The organism is Streptomyces sp. NPDC058457 (assembly GCF_042720695.1).
GTDB lineage: Bacteria > Actinomycetota > Actinomycetes > Streptomycetales > Streptomycetaceae > Streptomyces.
In genome coordinates this window covers 224,229-241,777 of record NZ_JBHXLU010000003.1, presented here as the reverse complement: position 1 = coordinate 241,777, position 17,549 = coordinate 224,229, and the positions used below count along the sequence as shown (strand labels likewise).

Genomic DNA, 17,549 nt, shown 5'->3' with positions numbered 1-17,549 from the left:
CACGCCGTACCCCACATGGGGAGACGGCCGAGAGTGCCCGATAGCCTTCGGCCATGACCACGCTGCACTCCCGCTCGCGACGCCGCCGCGTCGTCGCCGCCGCCGGCGCCGTTTCCGCCGGACTGCTCGTCCTGTCGGCCTGTGACAAGCCGACGCCGATCGCCACGATCACCGTCGGCACGAACTCGGTCAACTCCGAGGCCACCTGCTACAACGACGGCAAGGCCCTGGACACGGCCTCCCTCACGAAGTGCCTGAAGGACACCGGGATCAAGTCCATCAAGGTGGACCCGGACGACACGGTCCGCTTCGGCGTCGACCCGAAGATCGCGGACAGCGGCTGGACGATCCTGATGAACGGTCAGGCGCTCACCGACTCCAGCACCAAGACCTACCGCACCATCCCGGGCAGCGTGTTCTTCAACGCCCAGTACGGCGCCTCCGGCAACTCGACCCTCGTCTCCATCAAGGAGGGCGACAAGTCGGTGCTGGGTCTGTGGTCCTTCAAGCTCAAGAAGGACGCCTGACCACGTCCGCCGCACGCGTTCTCGTAGCCACCGCGGTCCCGGCCGAACGGGACGCGGTGGCCAGGGCGTTCCCGGGCGGGACGAGCGAGGTGCGGCTGCCGGGCTCGGCCCTGCTGCACCGCACCCGCGCGGGGTACGACCTCCTCGCCGCCGGGGTCGGACCGGCCCTGGCCGCCGCCGGCACCGCGACCGCCCTCACCGCCGCCGCCCTCGACGGCCGCCCCTACGCGCTGGTCGTCTCCGCCGGGATCGCCGGCGGTTTCCAGCCGATGGCGCCCGTCGGCTCCGTGGTCGTCGCCGACGAGATCACCGTGGCCGACCTGGGTGCCGAGACGGCCGACGGATTTCTGCCGGTCACCGAACTGGGCTTCGGGACCGTCAGCCACCGTCCGCCAAATTCACTCGTACGAGTGACAGTCCAGGCTGTCGGAGCTCACCCCGGAGCGGTGCTCACCGTCTCCACGGTGACCGGAACCGCCGCCCGCGCGGCCGAACTGCTGGCCCGGCACCCCCGTGCCCTCGCCGAGGCCATGGAGGGCTTCGGCGTCGCCGAGGCGGCCGCCGCACACGCCGTGCCCGTGCTGGAGATACGCGCGGTCTCCAACCCCGTCGGCCCCCGCGACCGTGCCGCCTGGCGCATCGGCGACGCCCTGGCCGCCCTGACCGAGGCCTTCGGGAAGCTCGTGCCCGCCCTGGAGAGTTGGAACCCACATGACCACCGCTGACTCGCTGCGCATCGCGTACTCGCCCTGCCCGAACGACACCTTCGTCTTCGACGCCCTCGCCCACGGCCGCGTCCCGGGCGCGCCCGCGCTCGACGTGACCTTCGCGGACATCGACATCACCAACGGCATGGCCGAGCGTGGCGAGTCGGACGCGCTGAAGGTGTCGTACGCCGTGCTGCCGTACGTCCTCGACGAGTACGCCCTGCTGCCCTGCGGGGGTGCGCTGGGGCGGGGCTGCGGGCCGCTGGTGCTGACCCGGGAGGCCGGGGCGGACCTCACCGGCCGTACGGTCGCGGTACCGAGCGAGAGGTCGACGGCGTACCTGCTGTTCCGCCTCTGGGCCGCCGACACCCTTCCCGGTGGCGTGGGCGAGATCGTGGTCATGCCCTTCCACGAGATCATGCCGGCCGTGCGGGACGGGAAGGTCGACGCGGGGCTCGTGATCCACGAGGCGCGCTTCACCTACCAGAACTACGGCCTCCACAAGCTCGCGGACATGGGCGAGCACTGGGAGAACACGACGGGCCTGCCGATCCCGCTGGGCGCGATCATCGCCAAGCGCTCCCTCGGCACCGAGGCGCTCACCCGCCTCGCCGACTCGATCCGCGCCTCCGTCCACGCGGCCTGGGACGATCCCGAGGTCTCCCGGCCGTACGTCATGGCCCACGCCCAGGAGATGGACCCGGCCGTCGCCGACCAGCACATCGGGCTCTACGTCAACGAGTTCACCTCGGAACTCGGCGAGGACGGTTACGCGGCGGTCCGCGGACTGCTCACCCGCGCGGCGGCCGAGGGACTCGTCCCGCCCCTCGGCCCGCACGCACTCGATTTCCCGTAAGAAAGCGCACGGGACTTACCCGCCTCCGAGAGGCATATGCCTCCTACGCGGCTACACGTCCAGCTGGTCCGCGACCGCGCGCAGCAGCCCGGCGATCTTCGATCCGGCGGCCTTGTCCGGGTAACGGCCGCGCTCCAGCATCGGCGTGATGTTTTCGAGCAGGGTCGTCAGGTCCTGCACGATCGAGGCCAGCTCGTCCGGCTTCTTGCGCTGGGCGGCGGCGACCGACGGAGTGGGGTCGAGCAGGACCACCGACAGTGCCTGGTCACCGCGTTGACCGGCGACGACGCCGAACTCCACGCGCTGGCCCGGCTTGAGTGCGTCGACCCCGTCGGGGAGAACCGAGGAATGGACGAAGACGTCACCGCCGTCGTCGCGGGAGAGAAAGCCGAAGCCCTTCTCGCTGTTGAACCACTTGACCTTGCCGGTAGGCACGTCTGTCCTCGTCCTCGTATCTCGTCGGAAACTGCTCGGAAAACTTCTGAATGCAACAGCTCTGGAACGGGCCTTGATAGCACTCGGGCGGGTCGACCACGACCCGCCGGTACCAAGGCTAATGGTCTTCGGGCGCGTGACAAGACGTCGCCCGGTTGTTCCTTCGGGCAGGGAACTACCCTGGTCGAGTGCGTGACAAAACCCAAGCGAATTCCGCCGGGCCCGGTGACCGACTGGTCCGTACCGGTGCCGTGGTCTTCTTCATCGGTACGGTGGCCACACTCGTCACCGTGATACCGCTGTTCCTCGGTGCGAAGCCTTTTCCGACGTACATGTACCTGCTGAGCATGCTCATGGGCGTCGGCTTCCTGGTCGCGGCCGCCGGAGTGCTCCAGTCGGTCGCGGCCGGACGCCGTCAGGCGCGGGAGGCGTCCTCCCGGTAGCCGTCCCCGCGGTAGCCGGCCAGCCAGGCGGGCAGCTCGGTGAGGTCGCCGAGCACCACGTCGGCACCGGCCGCGCGCAGCTCCTCCGCATCGCAGGGCCCGGTGGCCACCGCCACCGACAGGGCTCCCGCCTTGCGCGCCCCGCGTACGTCTCCGACATGGTCGCCGACGTACGCGCCCGCGCCGTGCTCGCGCAGCGCCACCGCCTTCTGCTCGGCCCACAGGTCGCCGACGACGGCGTCCGGGACTATGCCGAGGTGGCTGAGGTGCAGCTTCGCGTTCGGCTCGTACTTCGCGGTGACCACCACGCTCTTCCCGCCGGCCTCCCGCACTGCGGCGATCGCCTCCCGCGCACCCGGCATGGCGGGGGTCGCCGCGATGGCGATCTCCGGGTACATGGCCCGATACAGATCACTCACCTCCGCGATCCGCTCGGCCGGAAACCAGTGGATCAGCTCCTCGGCGAGCGGCGGCCCCAGCCGGGTGATCGCCAGATCGGCATCGATGTACGTCCCGGTCCGCTCGGCGAGCGCCAGGTAGGCCGCGTGGATGCCCGGACGGGAGTCGATGAGGGTCATGTCGAGATCGAAGCCGACGGTGAGCGGGCGGCAAGAAGTCATATGGGCCATTGTGCAGGGTGTGCGGGTGGGCAGGGGCTGGGGGCCGGGGGGGGACGCTTACCGGCGCTGGCAGGGTGCCGCTGACGCGACTGCAGCGCCCCGTAAGGGGCGCTGGGGGTACCCCCGGCCGAAGGCTGGGGGAGGAACTGCGCGACCAGCCCCCACCGGCCCGCGGCCGACAACGCACCGCCCGCCCGCTACCGCGACCTCTGTGACCGCCACACCACAAACACGGCCGAGGCCAGCGCAGCGCCTCGTACCACCCACGGCCATGTCTCCCCCACCGCGCCGCTCATCTGCCCCTGGGCGATCGGGGTGCCCCACCGCCCGGCGCTGCGTCCCCACAGCCAAACCAGCCCGGCCGCGACGGACAGCCCCGGTACCCACATCACCGCCAGCTTCGTCTCCGCCGGGGTGAGCCGCCGCGACCCGTAGGCGATGGCCCAGCCGACGACGAGCGCGAACCAGTTGCCGAGCACCGCGCCCGCGACGAGCGCGGCGGCGGCGAGCAGGAGAAGAGGGTTGCTCCAGCCGGTCCCGGGGCGGGGGACGACGCGGATCCGGCGTCGTCCGGACGGCGCGGCCTCCTCCACGACGGGGGCCTTTTCCGGCTCGCCCGGCTCGCCCGGCTCGTCCTCCGGCTCCTCCTTGCGGAACCGCGGCCTGCTGAGCAGCTCGGGGATCTCCACCCCGCCGACGAACCCCGGCACCCCGTCCCCGTCCCCGAACGGGCTGCTGTCCACCCGCCACCAGTCGCGCGGCGGCGCCGAATCGTCCGGCTCGGCGGGCCGGGGACGCGGTACGACGCGGCGCGCGTCCTCAGGCCGCGAGGGCGGTGCCGGGTCCCGCTGGGCGGGGACCGCGGCCGCCGGCGGCGACTGGGGTGCACTGCCCGCCGTGCCCCCCGCCGCCTCGACGACCTCGTCGGGCGTGCCCAGCCGGTCCAGGATGCGCCGTACCGCGGCGGGGCTGTCGACGGTCGCCTTCGCCCGTTGCCGGTCGATGTCGTTGCGCAGCCCGGAGACCAGCCGCATCCGCTCGGCCGACGACAGCTGGCGCTGGTGCGCGATGTCTCCGACGCGGCTCAGATACTCGTAGACGACCTGATCGCTCTCGATACCCACGAAGTCCCCTCCGGGGCCGGTGCGTTGCGTTGGATACCCCGTCGGAACGACGGTAGCGCAGGCCACGGCTCATGTCGGCCGGCACACCAGCGGGTAGCGGGTCTCCGAGCAGGGGCGGTTGCCGTACTCGCGCAGGATGTCCTTGCCGCCCTGGTCGGTGAGGTAGCGCAGGAAGGCGGCGGCGATGGAGCCGGCCGGCGGTTCGCCGTACGTGTAGGCGTACTCGGTCTGCCAGTACGGGTACGTGCCCTGTTCGACGCCTTCGAGGGTGGGCGGCATGCCGCCGACGTCCAGCTTGCCGAGGTTGCCGGCCGGCACGCTGCTGACCTCGCTGTAGCCGAGGCCGCCGGGGTCGGCGCTCACGGCGTCCAGCAGGCTGTCGGTGGTGTTGACCTCGCAGACGCCGTACTTGTCCGAGCTGAGCGCCGCGCAGTCGTTGACGTCGGCCTCCGGTACCGACTTGCCCGCGAGGACCCGCTGTTCGAGGGCGTTGCGGGTGCCGGAGCCGCGGTGGCGGTTGATCAGGTGGACGGGGACGTCGTGACCGCCGACCTGGGACCAGTTCCTGACCTTGCCGGCGTAGATGTCGCGGATCTGCTGGAGGGAGAGGTTGTGGACGTCGGCGTCGTCGTTCACGACGAGGGTGAACAGGGAGTAGACGACCGGCCGGGGCAGCAGCTGGGCGTGGTTGCCCTCCGCCGGGCCGTCGGTGAAGGTGATGTGGTCGCCGAGTCCCGCGTCGCCCTTGATGCCGGCGGCCCTCCCGGCCTGCTGGAGCGTGGTGAGGCCGTCGGTGCTGCTCTGGAAGGTGCCGTCGTCGATGGGGATGTCCGCGCCCTTGGCCGCGCACAGTTTCGTGTACTGCTTGGCCGCCGCCGTCACCGCGGGTGCGAACGCGGTCGAGCCCGACAGGTGCAGCGTGCCGCCGACGCAGTCCAGCGGGGCGGGCTTGGCGGGGAAGAACAGGGTCAGGCTCGCCTGGACCAGGACCGCCACCGCCAGCAGGGCCAGACCGCCCACCGCGGGCCTGGAGGCGAAGGTGTGGCTCTCGGTGTGGGCCAGCTTGAGCCGGGCCAGCCAGCGCACCCAGGCGAAGGAGTGGTCCATGCCCCCGGTCACCGCGGCCTGGAACTCCGGCGCCGGGAAGGGCGCGTGCGCGCTGCCGCCCCGGCGCTCCAGCACCGCCAGGATCTTGTAGTGGGCGCCGGGGTTCAGCGTCACCTTGGGCAGCCGGATGACGCCGAAGCCGTCCTCCCAGTCCTTCCCGAAGCCGTCGGTCTCCTGGGTCCTGCCGTCGCGGGTGGTGACGAAGAAGTGGCGGAGGGCGGGCTGGCTGAGTTCGGTCACGGCCATGCCGACGACCCGGCGGTCCCGGAACAGCACGCGGATACCGGTCCTGTCCTCGAGCGGGGTCAGGTAGTCGCCGGAGACGATCTCCCGCCAGCCGGCGTTCTCGATCCGCACCAGCACGAACGACGGCTCCACCAGCTCGTGCCCGTCGTCCCGCATCCGCGCCAGCACGTCGGCGCTCGGCGCGTGCGCGGTGTCCGTGGCCAGGGTGTCCATCTGCAGGCGGTAGCCGAGCCGCTTGCGGCGGATGACGACGAACTCCCACACGAACGCCAGTACCGGGATCACGACGCTGAAGATCGCGACGACGTTGTTGAAATTGAGTTCGACGCCGAGCGTTCTCACGACCGCATCCCCCGAATCGCCTTGCCTCGCCGTGTTGTTGACATCGCGCGGTTGCCAGGGAGCCCAGGGTGACGAGCGGGTGCCGTGTGTTGCCGGAACTGCCGTGATCCTCCCGATGAAATTCATTCGCCGGACATCTGCGCAACGTTCCGTTCGCCCGGTGGCTGCTCCTTACACAGAAACGGCGGGGGGACAGGTGATCCCGGTGTCCACCCCGCACCCGCTACCGTGGGTCGGATGAGCAACCCGGCCACCCCGCCGCGTTCCCTCGCGGAGGCGCTTCGCGCCAGGGACGACGCCTCCCTGGCCGTACTGCTGCGTGCCCGCCCCGACCTCATCACCCCCGTCCCCACCGACCTCACCCAGCTGGCCACCCGGGCCGGCACCCGGGCCTCGGTGCTGCGTGCCCTGGAACGCCTGGACCGGTTCGCCCTGCAGACCGCGGAGGCGCTGGCGGTGGCCGGCGACCCGGCGTCGTACCAGGAGCTGCTGGGCCTGATGGCCGGTGACGACGGGGACCCGGTCGTCACCGGCGAGCTGCCGCGTGCCGTCGCCGCGCTCCGCGACCAGGCGCTGGTGTGGGGCGACGACGACCGGCTGCGGCTGGTGCGGACCGCGCGGGAGGTGCTCGCCCCGTCCGCGCAGCATCCCTCGCCGACCGGTCTTGGCCCGACCGTGCGGGAGGCCACCTCGGGGATGTCGCCGGGCCGGATCCAGGAGATCGTCGCCGCGGCCGGGCTGCCCTCCACGCACGACCCGGTGTCCGCGGTGAACGCGCTCACCAAGCTGTTCGGGCACCGGAGGAAGATGGCGAAGCTGCTCGCCGCCGCGCCCGCCGAGTCCCGCGAGGTCCTCTCCCGGCTGGTCTGGGGGCCGCCGTACGGCCAGGTCACGCCCGAACCCGCCGCCCACCTGCGCTGGCTCCTCGACCGCGGCCTGCTGCTGCCGACCGCGCCCGGCACGGTGGTCCTCCCCCGCGAGGTCGCCCTGCACCTGCGCGAGGGCCGGGCGCACCGCGAACCGGAGCCCGTGCCCCCGGCCGTCGAGCCGGCGGCGGCCCACCGTCCACAGGTTGTGGACGCGACCGCGGCCGGACAGGCGTACACCGCGCTCGTGACCGTCGAGGAGCTGCTGAAGGACTGGGACGAGGGCGGTCCCGCGGTGCTGCGGGCCGGTGGCCTGAGCGTCCGGGACCTCAAGCGGACGGCCGTCGCCCTGGACCTGCCCGAGCCGATCGCCGCCTTCTGGGTCGAGCTGGCGTACGCGGCCGGGCTGCTCGCCTCCGACGGCGAGGCCGACGAGCGGTACGCGGCCACCCCCGCCTACGACGAGTGGCTGGACCGGCCGCGCGCCGAACGCTGGGCCCAGCTGGCGGAGGCCTGGCTGACCGCGACCCGCGCCTCGGGCCTGGTCGGCGGCCGGGACGCCAAGGACCGCGCCCTGTCGGCCCTCGGCCCCGGCCTCGACCGCTCCGCCGCGCCCGAGGTACGGCACCGGGTGCTCACCCTCCTCGCCGTGCTCCCGGAGGGCACCGCCCCGGCCGCCGACTCGGTGCTGGCCCGGCTGGGCTGGGAACGCCCGCTGCGCGGCCCACAGCAGCGCGAGGACGACCTGCGCGGCCGGCTGGCCCGCTGGACCCTGTCGGAGGCCGAGCTGCTGGGCGTGACGGGCCGCGGGGCGCTGTCGGCGCACGGCCGCGCACTCCTCGGCGCACCGGCCGCGACCGCAGCCGCAGCCTCGGCCGGGTCCGGGTCGACGGCGGCTTCGCCCACGCGGCCCGCCGGCCCCGGCGACAAACTCCCCGTGCACCATCACCATCCCGCCCCCGGCCTCCTCGCCCCCGCTCCCCTCTCGCCGCCCGAGCAGGCCGTCGCCGCCGCGACCGCCGGCCGGCTGCTCGCCCCGCTCCTCCCCGAGCCCCTCGACCACGTGCTGCTCCAGGCCGACCTGACAGCGGTCGCCCCGGGCCCGCTGCGCCGCCCGCTCGCCGACGCGCTGGGCGTCCTCGCCGACGTCGAGTCGAAGGGCGGCGCCACGGTCTACCGCTTCACGCCCGCCTCCGTCCGCCGCGCCCTGGACGCCGGCCGTACCGCCACCGACCTGCACGCCTTCCTCGCCACGCACTCCCGCACGCCGGTTCCGCAGCCGCTCGCCTACCTGATCGACGACGTGGCCCGCAGGCACGGCCATCTGCGGGTGGGCGCGGCCTCGGCGTACGTCCGCTGCGACGACGACACCGTCCTGAACGAGATCATGGCCGACAAACGGTCGTCGGGGCTGCGCCTGCGCCGCCTGGCCCCGACGGTGCTCGCCACCCAGGCCGACCCGGCCGCCCTCCTGGAAGGCCTGCGCGCGATGGGCTACGCGCCCGCCGCCGAGTCCGCCGAGGGCGACGTCCTGATCACCCGCGCCCACGCCCACCGCACCCCGCCGCGCACGGCCCCCGAGCCGGTCCCGGACGGCCCGCCGCCACCGGACTCCACCCTCCTCGCGGCGGCGATCCGCGCGATCCGCGCCGGCGACCTCGCCGCCACCACCCCGCGCAGGTCCACCGGCGCCGCCGTCAGGGGCGGCGAACTCCCCCGCACCACCCCCGCGGAGACCCTCGCCACCATGCAGGCCGCCGTCCTCACCGGCGACACCGTCTGGATCGGCTACGTCAACGCCGAGGGCACCGCCACCCAGCGCGTCATCGCCCCGATCCGCGTCGAGGGCGGCTTCGTCACGGCATACGACCACACGGCCGACGAGGTACGCACCTACCCCCTGCACCGCGTGACGGGCGTGGCCGAACTCGCGGAGGACTGAGGCGCCCCCCGAACTGTGAAGCGCCCCGAACCGAAGCGCCCCGAAAGGGGCGCGGGGAACTGCGCGACCAGCCACAACGGCGCCGCAGCCGAACGACGGCAGACACTCCCCGGCGCTTCCAGCGGAGCGTCAGCAGTCCCGTACCGGCGCATCGGCCGGCAGGCCGAAGTGGGTGCGGGCCGCGGTCCGCAGACCGGTGGACGTCATCCCCCGGTCGAGGCGGGACGCCGCGTAATGGCTGAAGTGGCTCTCCTCCCACTCGCCGTAGCCGTCGTCCTCCGGGGCCTGTTCCTCGGAGACGATGCGATAGCCGCCGTCGGCCGGGTCCCGCTCCAGTCGGACCACCTCCGGTATCTCCGCGCCACCGCACAGCACCAGGGCGCCGGCATGCTCCCCGTACTCCTCGCACAGGCTGTTGATGCCGGCCCGCACCCGGCCGCCGCTCTCCTGAAGGTCCAGCGCCTCCGCCCGGCAGAACCACCGCGACCGGAGAGCGGGCTCGCTCTCCCCGGGCCCGGTCCCGGCGGACTGCGCCACCAGCCGCGCCTCGACCGCAGGGCGTACCTCGGCCCACAGACCGGCGTCCACAGCGCTGGACCCCCGCGCCCACACCCCGGCCGCCACCAGCACCACCACGGCCCCCGCGCCGGGTCCCCAGATGCGTACGGACGTCACCCCAACCTCCCCACCGGGCCACGCGTATCCGTGGCTCCCTCGGACATGACACCCGAAACGGACCCAAGGTTGCACCGGACGATCAGACGCCCCCAAAAGCCGGGCGCGGACGTGCACGATCCATCCATCGGCGAAGGTGATCGTTCGCGTATGAGGCACACTGGAACTTTGGCCCGTGACAATGGCCGCCATGGCGATGGCCGCACGAGCCGGAGGGAAAGGGTGCCGCGCGTGAATGGTCCGCTGATCGTCCAGTCCGACAAGACCCTGCTCCTGGAAGTCGACCACGAGCGGGCCGACGACTGCCGTCGGGCGATCGCGCCCTTCGCCGAGCTGGAGCGGGCACCGGAGCACATCCACACCTACCGGGTGACCCCGCTGGGGCTGTGGAACGCGCGGGCGGCCGGGCACGACGCCGAGCAGGTAGTGGACGCGCTGGTGGAGTTCAGCCGGTATCCGGTGCCGCACGCGCTGCTGGTGGACATCGCCGAGACGATGGACCGGTACGGGCGGCTGACGCTCAGCAAGCACCCCGCACACGGGCTGGTGCTCACCACCACCGACCGGCCGGTCCTCGAGGAGATCCTGCGCTCCAAGCGGATCATCCCGCTGGTCGGCGCCCGGATCGACCCGGACACCGTCGCCGTGCACCCCTCCGAGCGCGGGCAGATCAAGCAGACCCTGCTGAAGCTGGGCTGGCCCGCCGAGGACCTCGCCGGATACGTGGACGGGGAGGCCCACCCGATCGAGCTCGCCGAGGACGGCTGGGCGCTGCGGCCGTACCAGAAGCAGGCCGTGGAGAACTTCTGGCACGGCGGCAGCGGCGTCGTCGTCCTGCCCTGCGGTGCCGGCAAGACGCTGGTCGGCGCCGGGTCCATGGCGCAGGCCAAGTCGACGACCCTGATCCTCGTCACCAACACCGTCTCGGCCCGGCAGTGGAAGCACGAGCTGGTGAAGCGGACGAGTCTCACCGAGGACGAGATCGGGGAGTACAGCGGGACGCGCAAGGAGATCAGGCCCGTCACGATCGCCACGTACCAGGTGCTCACGACCAGGCGGAAGGGCGTCTACCCGCACCTCGAACTCTTCGACTCCCGCGACTGGGGGCTGATCGTCTACGACGAGGTCCATCTGCTGCCGGCTCCTGTCTTCAAGTTCACCGCCGATCTGCAGGCGCGCCGGCGGCTGGGGCTGACGGCCACCCTCGTGCGCGAGGACGGCCGAGAATCGGACGTGTTCTCCCTCATCGGGCCCAAGCGGTTCGACGCTCCGTGGAAGGAGATCGAGGCGCAGGGCTACATCGCACCCGCCGACTGCGTGGAGGTGCGGGTGAACCTGACGGAGTCGGAGCGGCTGGCGTACGCCACCGCCGAGACCGAGGAGAAGTACCGCTTCTGTGCGACCACCGCGACCAAGCGGAAGGTCACGGAGGCCATCGTGAAGCGCTTCGCGGGGCAGCAGATCCTCGTGATCGGCCAGTACATCGACCAGCTCGACGAGCTGGGCGAGCACCTGAACGCCCCGGTCATCAAGGGCGAGACCTCCAACGCCCAGCGCGAGAAGCTCTTCGACGCCTTCCGCGAGGGCGAGATCAGCGTGCTGGTCGTCTCGAAGGTCGCCAACTTCTCCATCGACCTGCCGGAGGCGACGGTCGCCGTCCAGGTGTCGGGGACGTTCGGGTCGAGGCAGGAGGAGGCTCAGCGGCTGGGACGCGTGCTGCGCCCCAAGGCCGACGGCCACCAGGCCCACTTCTACTCCGTCGTCGCCCGCGACACGATCGACCAGGACTTCGCCGCCCACCGGCAGCGGTTCCTGGCGGAGCAGGGGTACGCCTACCGCATCATGGACGCCGACGAGCTCCTCGCGGAGGGCTGACGAGCGCTCGGCAGGGGGTTGCCGGGCCGGGCCGGCAGGGCGGCACCGCGCCTTCGCAGGACGACCGCGGCACCCGCCAGCAGCGCCAGCCCCAGCAGCGGGTAAGGCGACGCGAGCGGCTGCTGCCACCACGGCAGGTGCAGGTCGCGGTCGCCCTCGTGGGGCACCAGCCACATCGTGCGTGCCGTGAACACGAGTGCCGTCGTGGCCGCGAGGAACATCCGGCCCTCGGCCAGCAGGACCGCCAGCAGCGGCACGCACCACACCCAGTGGTGGGACCAGCTGACGGGGCAGACCAGCAGGGCCGTGAACGCGGTGAGCAGGATGCCCCGGCGGTCGTAGCGGGGGGTGCGGTGAGCGCGGGCGCGGGTCGCCAGCCACAGGCCCGTCGCCGCGAGTGCGGTCGCCGGGAGGGCCCAGGCCAGGCCTGGTGTCTCCGCGCCCGCCACCCTGGCGATCAGGCCCTGGAGCGACTGGTTGTCGACGATCCAGGCCTTGCCGACCCGGCCGGTCTCGAACACCCTCCGCGTCCAGAAGTCCACGCTGGCCGAGGGCAGGAGAAGGGCGCCGAACAGGGCCGTGCCGGCGAAGGACGCCGTCGCGGTGGCCGCCTCCTTTCTGCGTGCGGTGAGGAACAGGTAGGCGATGTAGATCGCCGGGGTGAGTTTGACGCCCGCAGCGATGCCGAGGGCCAGGCCCTTGGCACGGGCACCGGGCGGGCGGGTCAGGTCCCACAGGACCAGGCAGGTGATCGCCAGGTTGACCTGGCCGAAGAGCAGCGTCTGGAAGACCGGCTCCAGCCAGAGAGCGAGCCCCGTGGCCGCGCACAGCAGCGGGAGGGGTGCCGTGCGGCCGGCCAGGCGGGCGGAGAGGGCGACGAGCCAGGCGAGCAGGAGCGCGTTGCCCGCGAGGAACGCCACCTTCAGGGCCGGGACGGGGATCCAGGTCGTCGGAACGAACAGGACCGCCGCGAAGGGCGGATACGTCGCCGGCAGCCGCCATTCGGTGACCGTGAAGCCGTACAGATCACCGCCGTGGACCACGGCTTCGCCCTCGGCCCGGTAGACCAGCAGATCGGCCATCGGGGCGTGGAGCAGGACGCAGAGGGCGGCGAAGGAGCAGAGGGAGACCGTCAGTAAGGAGAGGGACAGGGGGAGGGAGAGAAGGAGGGGTGGGGCGGCAGGGGCGGCAGGGGGTGACGTCACCGTCCGGTTCGGCACGGTGGTGACCCTATGCCGTCACTTGCGGTGTATGCCTGTCTCCTCGCCGTACTCGCCGAGTATCGCGACGCTGAACGCCGCGCCGACGAAGACCTTGACGGCGCGCAGGGCGTCGCCCAGGCGGTGGTGGGTGTGGGGGACTCCGTCGAGGGCCGTGGCGCCCGGGGGGCCGCTGGGGGCTGGGTGGATGGTTGCTGCGCTCATGCCTCAATGGTGGAACTTCGGGCATAGGTACGGCATCGGTCCACGGGTCCAATTTCCGGCATCCCCCCGTCCACCCCCCGATGGACCCCGTCCCCTACCCCGTCCCCAGCCGACGGGTGACGCTTCCCCTAGGGGACGGCAGTACAGAGCACGACCGCCCGCAGGTGACGATCGGCCGGCGCAGAAGGGGCGACGGTTCGTTGCCGGGCCGGGCAGCCGGCCCAAGGGGCGCGGGGAACTGCGCGACAAGCCCCCACCGGCCCGCACCCGCCTTCTCAACCGGCCACCGCCTCTCAACCGGCCACCGCCCCTCAACCGGCCACCACCCCAGAACACACCGCCGCCCCACGGGCCACCCCCGCCCCCTCGCCCCTCGCCCTTCGCCCGGGCCTCCTGCCCCCTGCCCCCAGGAAATCCATTGGCCTCCCCCGCCCTCACCTCACTACAATCTCCGCTCTTGCCCGCCTCCACCCCCGGAGTGCCGCCGCCCGGACGGAAACCGGTCGGCTGATCGCCACCAGTGCGCCATCCACACCTGAGCGCCATCGACCCGCAGGCCTTCGGAGGCACCCCCTTGTCCACGCCCGCCCACGACCCGCTAGCGGACCCGCACCCCGATTCCCTCTCCGACCCCCTCTCCCGCGAACGCTCCCACCTCGCCGAGTCCCGCTCCGCCCTCCGCGCCATGCGTGAGGACGTCGAGTCACTGGACATCAGCAACGTCACCGCGAACTGGGTCAACGCCGAGGTCCTGGCCCGCCAGATCGACGAGCGCATCAAGGCGCTGGCCGACCTCAGCGACACGCCGCTCTTCTTCGGCCGCCTCGACTACCTGCACGCCCCCGGCGCCGACCAGGCCGAGGGCGCGGACGGCGAACGCTTCTACATCGGCCGCCGGCACGTGCACGACCACGACGGCGACCCGATGGTCATCGACTGGCGGGCGCCGGTCTCGCAGCCGTTCTACCGGGCGTCCAAGAAGGACCCGATGGACATCGCGCTGCGCCGCCGCTTCGGGTACACCCGAGGCGACATCACCGCCTACGAGGACGAGCACCTCTCCGACCCCGCCGAGGCGGCCCGTACCAGCAAGCTGCTCCAGCAGGAGATCGAGCGCCCGCGTGTCGGTCCGATGCGCGACATCGTGGCGACCATCCAGCCCGAGCAGGACGAGATCGTGCGCAGCGGGCTCGGCGGAACGGTGTGCGTGCAGGGCGGCCCCGGGACCGGGAAGACGGCCGTCGGCCTGCACCGGGTCGCGTACCTCCTCTACGCGCACCGGGAGCGGCTCGCCCGCACCGGCACCCTGGTCATCGGGCCGAACCGCTCCTTCCTGCACTACATCGAGCAGGTGCTGCCCGCGCTGGGCGAGCTGACCGTGCAGCAGGCGACGGTGGACGACCTGGTGGCGAAGGACGTCGAGGTACGCGGCACCGACGACGCCCCCGCCGCGATCATCAAGGGCGACGCCCGGATGGCGGAGGTCCTGCGCAGGGCCGTCCAGGCGCACGTCACCCTGCCCACCGAACCGGTCGTGGTAGTGCGCGGCTCCCGTCGCTGGCGGGTCCCGGCGTACGAACTGGAGGACATCGTCCGGGAGTTGCTGGACCGGGGCATCCGGTACGGCGCGGCGCGCGAAGCCCTGCCGCAGCGCATCGCGCACGCCGTGCTGGTCCAGATGGAGCGCTCGGGAGAGGCGCCCGACGACCGCGTGCAGGACTCGGTGGCCCGCAACGCGGCGGTGAAGGCGGCCGTCAAGCAGCTCTGGCCGCCGGTCGACCCGGCGAAACTCGTCCTGCGCCTGCTCACGGACGCGGACTTCCTCGCGGAGCACGCCGCCGGGATCCTCGACGAGGACGAGCAGAAGACGATCGTCTGGGCGAAGCCGGTGCGCAGCGTCAAGTCGGCCAGGTGGTCGGCCGCGGACGCGGTGCTGATCGACGAGGCGACGGACCTCGTCCAGCGCACGCACTCGCTCGGCCATGTCGTCCTGGACGAGGCGCAGGACCTGTCCCCCATGCAGTACCGCGCGGTCGGCCGCCGCTGCACCACCGGGTCGGCGACCGTCCTCGGCGACCTGGCACAGGGCACCACGCCCTGGGCGACGCGGAGTTGGGCCGAGGCACTGGCCCACCTCGGCAAGTCGGACGGCGTCATCGAGGAACTGACGGCGGGTTTCCGCGTCCCCACGGACGTCATCACCTACGCCTCGCGGCTCCTCCCGCACATCGCCCCCGGCCTCGCGCCGGTCGCCTCGGTCCGTGAGAACCCGGGTTTCTTCGCCCTCCGCGCCATCGCGGACACCACCGAAGTGGTCGCCGCGTGCGAGGAGTTGCTCCGCAACGAGGGCTCGACGGGCCTGATCGCGGCGGACGCGCGCGTGCCCGCGCTCGCGGAGGCGCTGACGGTGGCGGGCATCGGCTACCTGGCCCCCGGCGAGGAGACCACGGCCGAGACCCGCCTCACCCTGGTCCCGGCGTCCCTGGCCAAGGGCCTGGAGTACGACTACGTGGTCCTCGACGAGCCGGGGGCCGTGGTCGACGGCGAACCGGACGAACGCACCGGCCTGCGCCGCCTGTACGTGGCCCTCACCCGGGCCGTGTCCGGCCTGATCGTGACCCACGCGGCCCCGCTGCCGCCGCAGCTGACCTGAACCGGCCGGGCGCCCACCCCCGGCCGGGCGCCCACCCCCGCTTCCGCCGCGGCTAGAACGCCTCCGGCACCGCCTTCAGCACAGCGTCCAGCAGCCCGGGGAAGCGGGCGTCCAGGTCGGCTCGGCGCAGCCGGACGTACCGGTTGCGGCCGACCGCGCGGGTCGAGGTGATCCCGGCCTCGCGCATGATCTTCATGTGGTGCGAGACGGTCGACTTGTGCAGATGGCCGACGCCGAGCGCGTCGGGCGCACAGCTGAACTGCTCACCGCCCGCGTACTTCTTCAGCAGCATCAGCCGCACCGGGTCGCCGAACGCGTGCAGCACCCTGACCAGTTCGATCTCCGCGGCATCCGGCTGCGGCAGCCACTCGCCGTCCTCCTCGCCCACAGGCACACCCTCCTCCACATCGTTTGACAATCATCCAACAGTCCCTATTGTTTGACCAACGTCAAACCGTCATGCGCGCTCTCGTATCGACGCACCTGGGGGACTCGTGCGCCTACGCCTGCTCCTGCTCGCTCTCGGCACCTTCGCCGTCGGCACCGACGGCATGGTGACGGCCGGCATCCTGCCGCTCGTCGCCCGCGATCTGAACGTGTCGATCTCGGTCGCCGGACAGATGGTGACCGTCTTCGCCCTCGCCTACGGCATCCTCGCCCCCGTCCTGGCCACGGTGACCGCCCGCTGGCCCCGCCGCCACGCCCTGCTCACCGCACTGGCCGTCTTCACGGCCGCCAACGCGCTCACGGCGCTGGCCCCGTCGTACGGCGCCCTGCTCGGCACGCGCGTGCTGGCCGCCGTGGGGGCCGCCCTCTACACCCCCACCGCGAGCGCGGTCGCGACCTCGCTGGTACCGCCGGAGCGGCGCGGGCGGGCCATCGCGACGGTGATGGGCGGGCTGACGGTCGCGACGGCGCTCGGGGTGCCGCTGGGCACCTGGATCGGCCGTACGGACTGGCGGCTGACGATGTGGCTGGTGACGGGACTGGGCGCGGCCGCCTTCGCCGGACTCGCCCTCCTCCTGCGGGAACTCCCGCAGCCGGCCGCGGCGTTGACTCTCCGGGAGCGGCTGGCGCCGCTCGCCGACCGGCGGGTCGTGGGTGCGGCGGCCACCACGTTCCTGATCTTCGTGGCCTTCCAGACGACCTACATCTACTACACGGTGGCCACCCGCCCCGCGACCGGCGGCTCCCAGGACAGGCTGACTCTGCTGCTCCTGGTCAGCGGCATCGCTGCGGTGGCCGGCTCACAGCTGGGCGGGCGGCTGGTGGACGCGTGGGGACCGCGCGTGGTGGTGCTGTCGGCCCTCACCGCCTACGTCGCGGTGGCGGCGGCCGCACCCTGGACGCTGCGCACGATGCCGACGGCGCTCGCCGCGTCGGTGGTCACGCCGGTGATCGGGTGGGCGCTGGCGGTCGCCCAGATCACCCGGATCACCTCCATCGCCCCCGCCGACGCGCCGGTGCTGGTGTCGCTGAGCAGCAGCGCGACGTATTTGGGGATGGCGGCGGCGGGAGGTACGGGGAGTCTCGCGCTGTCCTTGTTCGGTGATCGGTGGTTCTTGCTGGTGGGGGCGGGGATCGCGGTGCTGGCGCTGGGGGTGGCGGGGGTGACCACGGCCAAAAGGGTGCCTCTTGGGGGCCCTCGCCCGGTGCGGGTGCGTGAGGACTCGGCGCGGCCACTCGGCGGACCCCGGCGTTGACGAC

General features: G+C 72.6%; 16 protein-coding genes. 8 read left to right on the top strand and 8 right to left on the bottom strand.

The window, feature by feature from the left end:
* Positions 1 to 53: 53 nt before the first annotated feature.
* Genes ACFWPS_RS04685 through ACFWPS_RS04675 form a run of 3 tightly spaced genes read left to right on the top strand, consistent with a single transcriptional unit; the run spans position 54 to position 2,090 of the window.
* Entirely contained in the window at positions 54 to 527 is a 474-nt protein-coding gene (locus ACFWPS_RS04685) for a DUF2771 domain-containing protein (RefSeq protein ID WP_383700886.1), read from the top strand.
* On the top strand, positions 497 to 1,252 hold the full coding sequence (locus tag ACFWPS_RS04680) for a futalosine hydrolase (protein WP_383700883.1): 756 nt from the start codon (positions 497 to 499) through the stop codon (positions 1,250 to 1,252). The genes ACFWPS_RS04685 and ACFWPS_RS04680 overlap by 31 nt, the downstream gene beginning before the upstream one ends.
* Complete coding sequence (locus tag ACFWPS_RS04675) at positions 1,239 to 2,090, top strand: 1,4-dihydroxy-6-naphthoate synthase (protein WP_383700881.1); 852 nt, start codon at positions 1,239 to 1,241, stop codon at positions 2,088 to 2,090. Before ACFWPS_RS04680 ends, ACFWPS_RS04675 begins: the two co-directional genes overlap by 14 nt.
* Before the next feature lie 51 nt (positions 2,091 to 2,141).
* Here ACFWPS_RS04675 and ACFWPS_RS04670 read toward each other — a convergent pair whose 3' ends face one another.
* Complete coding sequence (locus ACFWPS_RS04670) at positions 2,142 to 2,525, bottom strand: cold-shock protein (RefSeq protein WP_089101875.1); 384 nt, start codon at positions 2,523 to 2,525, stop codon at positions 2,142 to 2,144.
* A 188-nt stretch (positions 2,526 to 2,713) separates the two neighbouring features.
* On the opposite strand from ACFWPS_RS04670, the gene ACFWPS_RS04665 reads away from it, so the two are divergent.
* A complete protein-coding gene (locus ACFWPS_RS04665) occupies positions 2,714 to 2,968 on the top strand; it encodes a hypothetical protein (protein ID WP_383700879.1) in 255 nt (84 codons plus the stop codon).
* Here the strand turns inward: ACFWPS_RS04665 and ACFWPS_RS04660 are convergent.
* From ACFWPS_RS04660 to ACFWPS_RS04650, 3 genes are all read right to left on the bottom strand, one after another.
* A complete protein-coding gene (locus ACFWPS_RS04660; protein WP_383700877.1) occupies positions 2,941 to 3,588 on the bottom strand; it encodes an HAD family hydrolase in 648 nt (215 codons plus the stop codon). The genes ACFWPS_RS04665 and ACFWPS_RS04660 overlap by 28 nt on opposite strands.
* Before the next feature lie 197 nt (positions 3,589 to 3,785).
* Positions 3,786 to 4,712 carry a hypothetical protein gene (locus ACFWPS_RS04655; RefSeq protein ID WP_383700875.1) on the bottom strand — a complete coding sequence of 309 codons (927 nt, stop codon included), beginning with the start codon at positions 4,710 to 4,712 and terminating at the stop codon, positions 3,786 to 3,788.
* Positions 4,713 to 4,781: 69 nt separating this feature from the next.
* On the bottom strand, positions 4,782 to 6,407 hold the full coding sequence (locus tag ACFWPS_RS04650) for a PstS family phosphate ABC transporter substrate-binding protein (protein WP_383700873.1): 1,626 nt from the start codon (positions 6,405 to 6,407) through the stop codon (positions 4,782 to 4,784).
* Positions 6,408 to 6,644: 237 nt separating this feature from the next.
* On the opposite strand from ACFWPS_RS04650, the gene ACFWPS_RS04645 reads away from it, so the two are divergent.
* Positions 6,645 to 9,215 (top strand): helicase-associated domain-containing protein, encoded by a 2,571-nt coding sequence (locus ACFWPS_RS04645; RefSeq protein WP_383700871.1) that lies wholly within the window; start codon positions 6,645 to 6,647, stop codon positions 9,213 to 9,215.
* A gap of 129 nt (positions 9,216 to 9,344) precedes the next feature.
* Here ACFWPS_RS04645 and ACFWPS_RS04640 read toward each other — a convergent pair whose 3' ends face one another.
* Positions 9,345 to 9,890, bottom strand: coding sequence for a hypothetical protein (locus ACFWPS_RS04640; RefSeq protein WP_383700869.1), 546 nt, complete (start codon positions 9,888 to 9,890; stop codon positions 9,345 to 9,347).
* A 231-nt stretch (positions 9,891 to 10,121) separates the two neighbouring features.
* Here ACFWPS_RS04640 and ACFWPS_RS04635 point away from each other — a divergent pair, with 231 nt between their 5' ends.
* A complete protein-coding gene (locus ACFWPS_RS04635) occupies positions 10,122 to 11,765 on the top strand; it encodes a DNA repair helicase XPB (protein WP_383700867.1) in 1,644 nt (547 codons plus the stop codon).
* Here the strand turns inward: ACFWPS_RS04635 and ACFWPS_RS04630 are convergent.
* Positions 11,723 to 12,847: a glycosyltransferase 87 family protein gene (locus tag ACFWPS_RS04630; RefSeq protein ID WP_383701028.1), complete on the bottom strand. Its 1,125-nt coding sequence runs from the start codon at positions 12,845 to 12,847 to the stop codon at positions 11,723 to 11,725. The two genes, ACFWPS_RS04635 and ACFWPS_RS04630, sit on opposite strands and share 43 nt — an antisense overlap.
* Positions 12,848 to 13,003: 156 nt before the next feature.
* Positions 13,004 to 13,189 carry a hypothetical protein gene (locus ACFWPS_RS04625; protein ID WP_089101865.1) on the bottom strand — a complete coding sequence of 62 codons (186 nt, stop codon included), beginning with the start codon at positions 13,187 to 13,189 and terminating at the stop codon, positions 13,004 to 13,006.
* Positions 13,190 to 13,763: 574 nt separating this feature from the next.
* Between ACFWPS_RS04625 and ACFWPS_RS04620 the strand changes: the two genes are divergently transcribed.
* Positions 13,764 to 15,842: a HelD family protein gene (locus ACFWPS_RS04620; RefSeq protein WP_383700865.1), complete on the top strand. Its 2,079-nt coding sequence runs from the start codon at positions 13,764 to 13,766 to the stop codon at positions 15,840 to 15,842.
* Between the two features lie 52 nt (positions 15,843 to 15,894).
* On the opposite strand, the gene ACFWPS_RS04615 is transcribed toward ACFWPS_RS04620, so the two are convergent.
* Positions 15,895 to 16,236 (bottom strand): ArsR/SmtB family transcription factor, encoded by a 342-nt coding sequence (locus ACFWPS_RS04615; RefSeq protein WP_383700861.1) that lies wholly within the window; start codon positions 16,234 to 16,236, stop codon positions 15,895 to 15,897.
* A gap of 100 nt (positions 16,237 to 16,336) precedes the next feature.
* Here ACFWPS_RS04615 and ACFWPS_RS04610 point away from each other — a divergent pair, with 100 nt between their 5' ends.
* Positions 16,337 to 17,545 carry an MFS transporter gene (locus ACFWPS_RS04610; protein ID WP_383700859.1) on the top strand — a complete coding sequence of 403 codons (1,209 nt, stop codon included), beginning with the start codon at positions 16,337 to 16,339 and terminating at the stop codon, positions 17,543 to 17,545.
* The last annotated feature ends 4 nt before the right edge of the window (positions 17,546 to 17,549 follow it).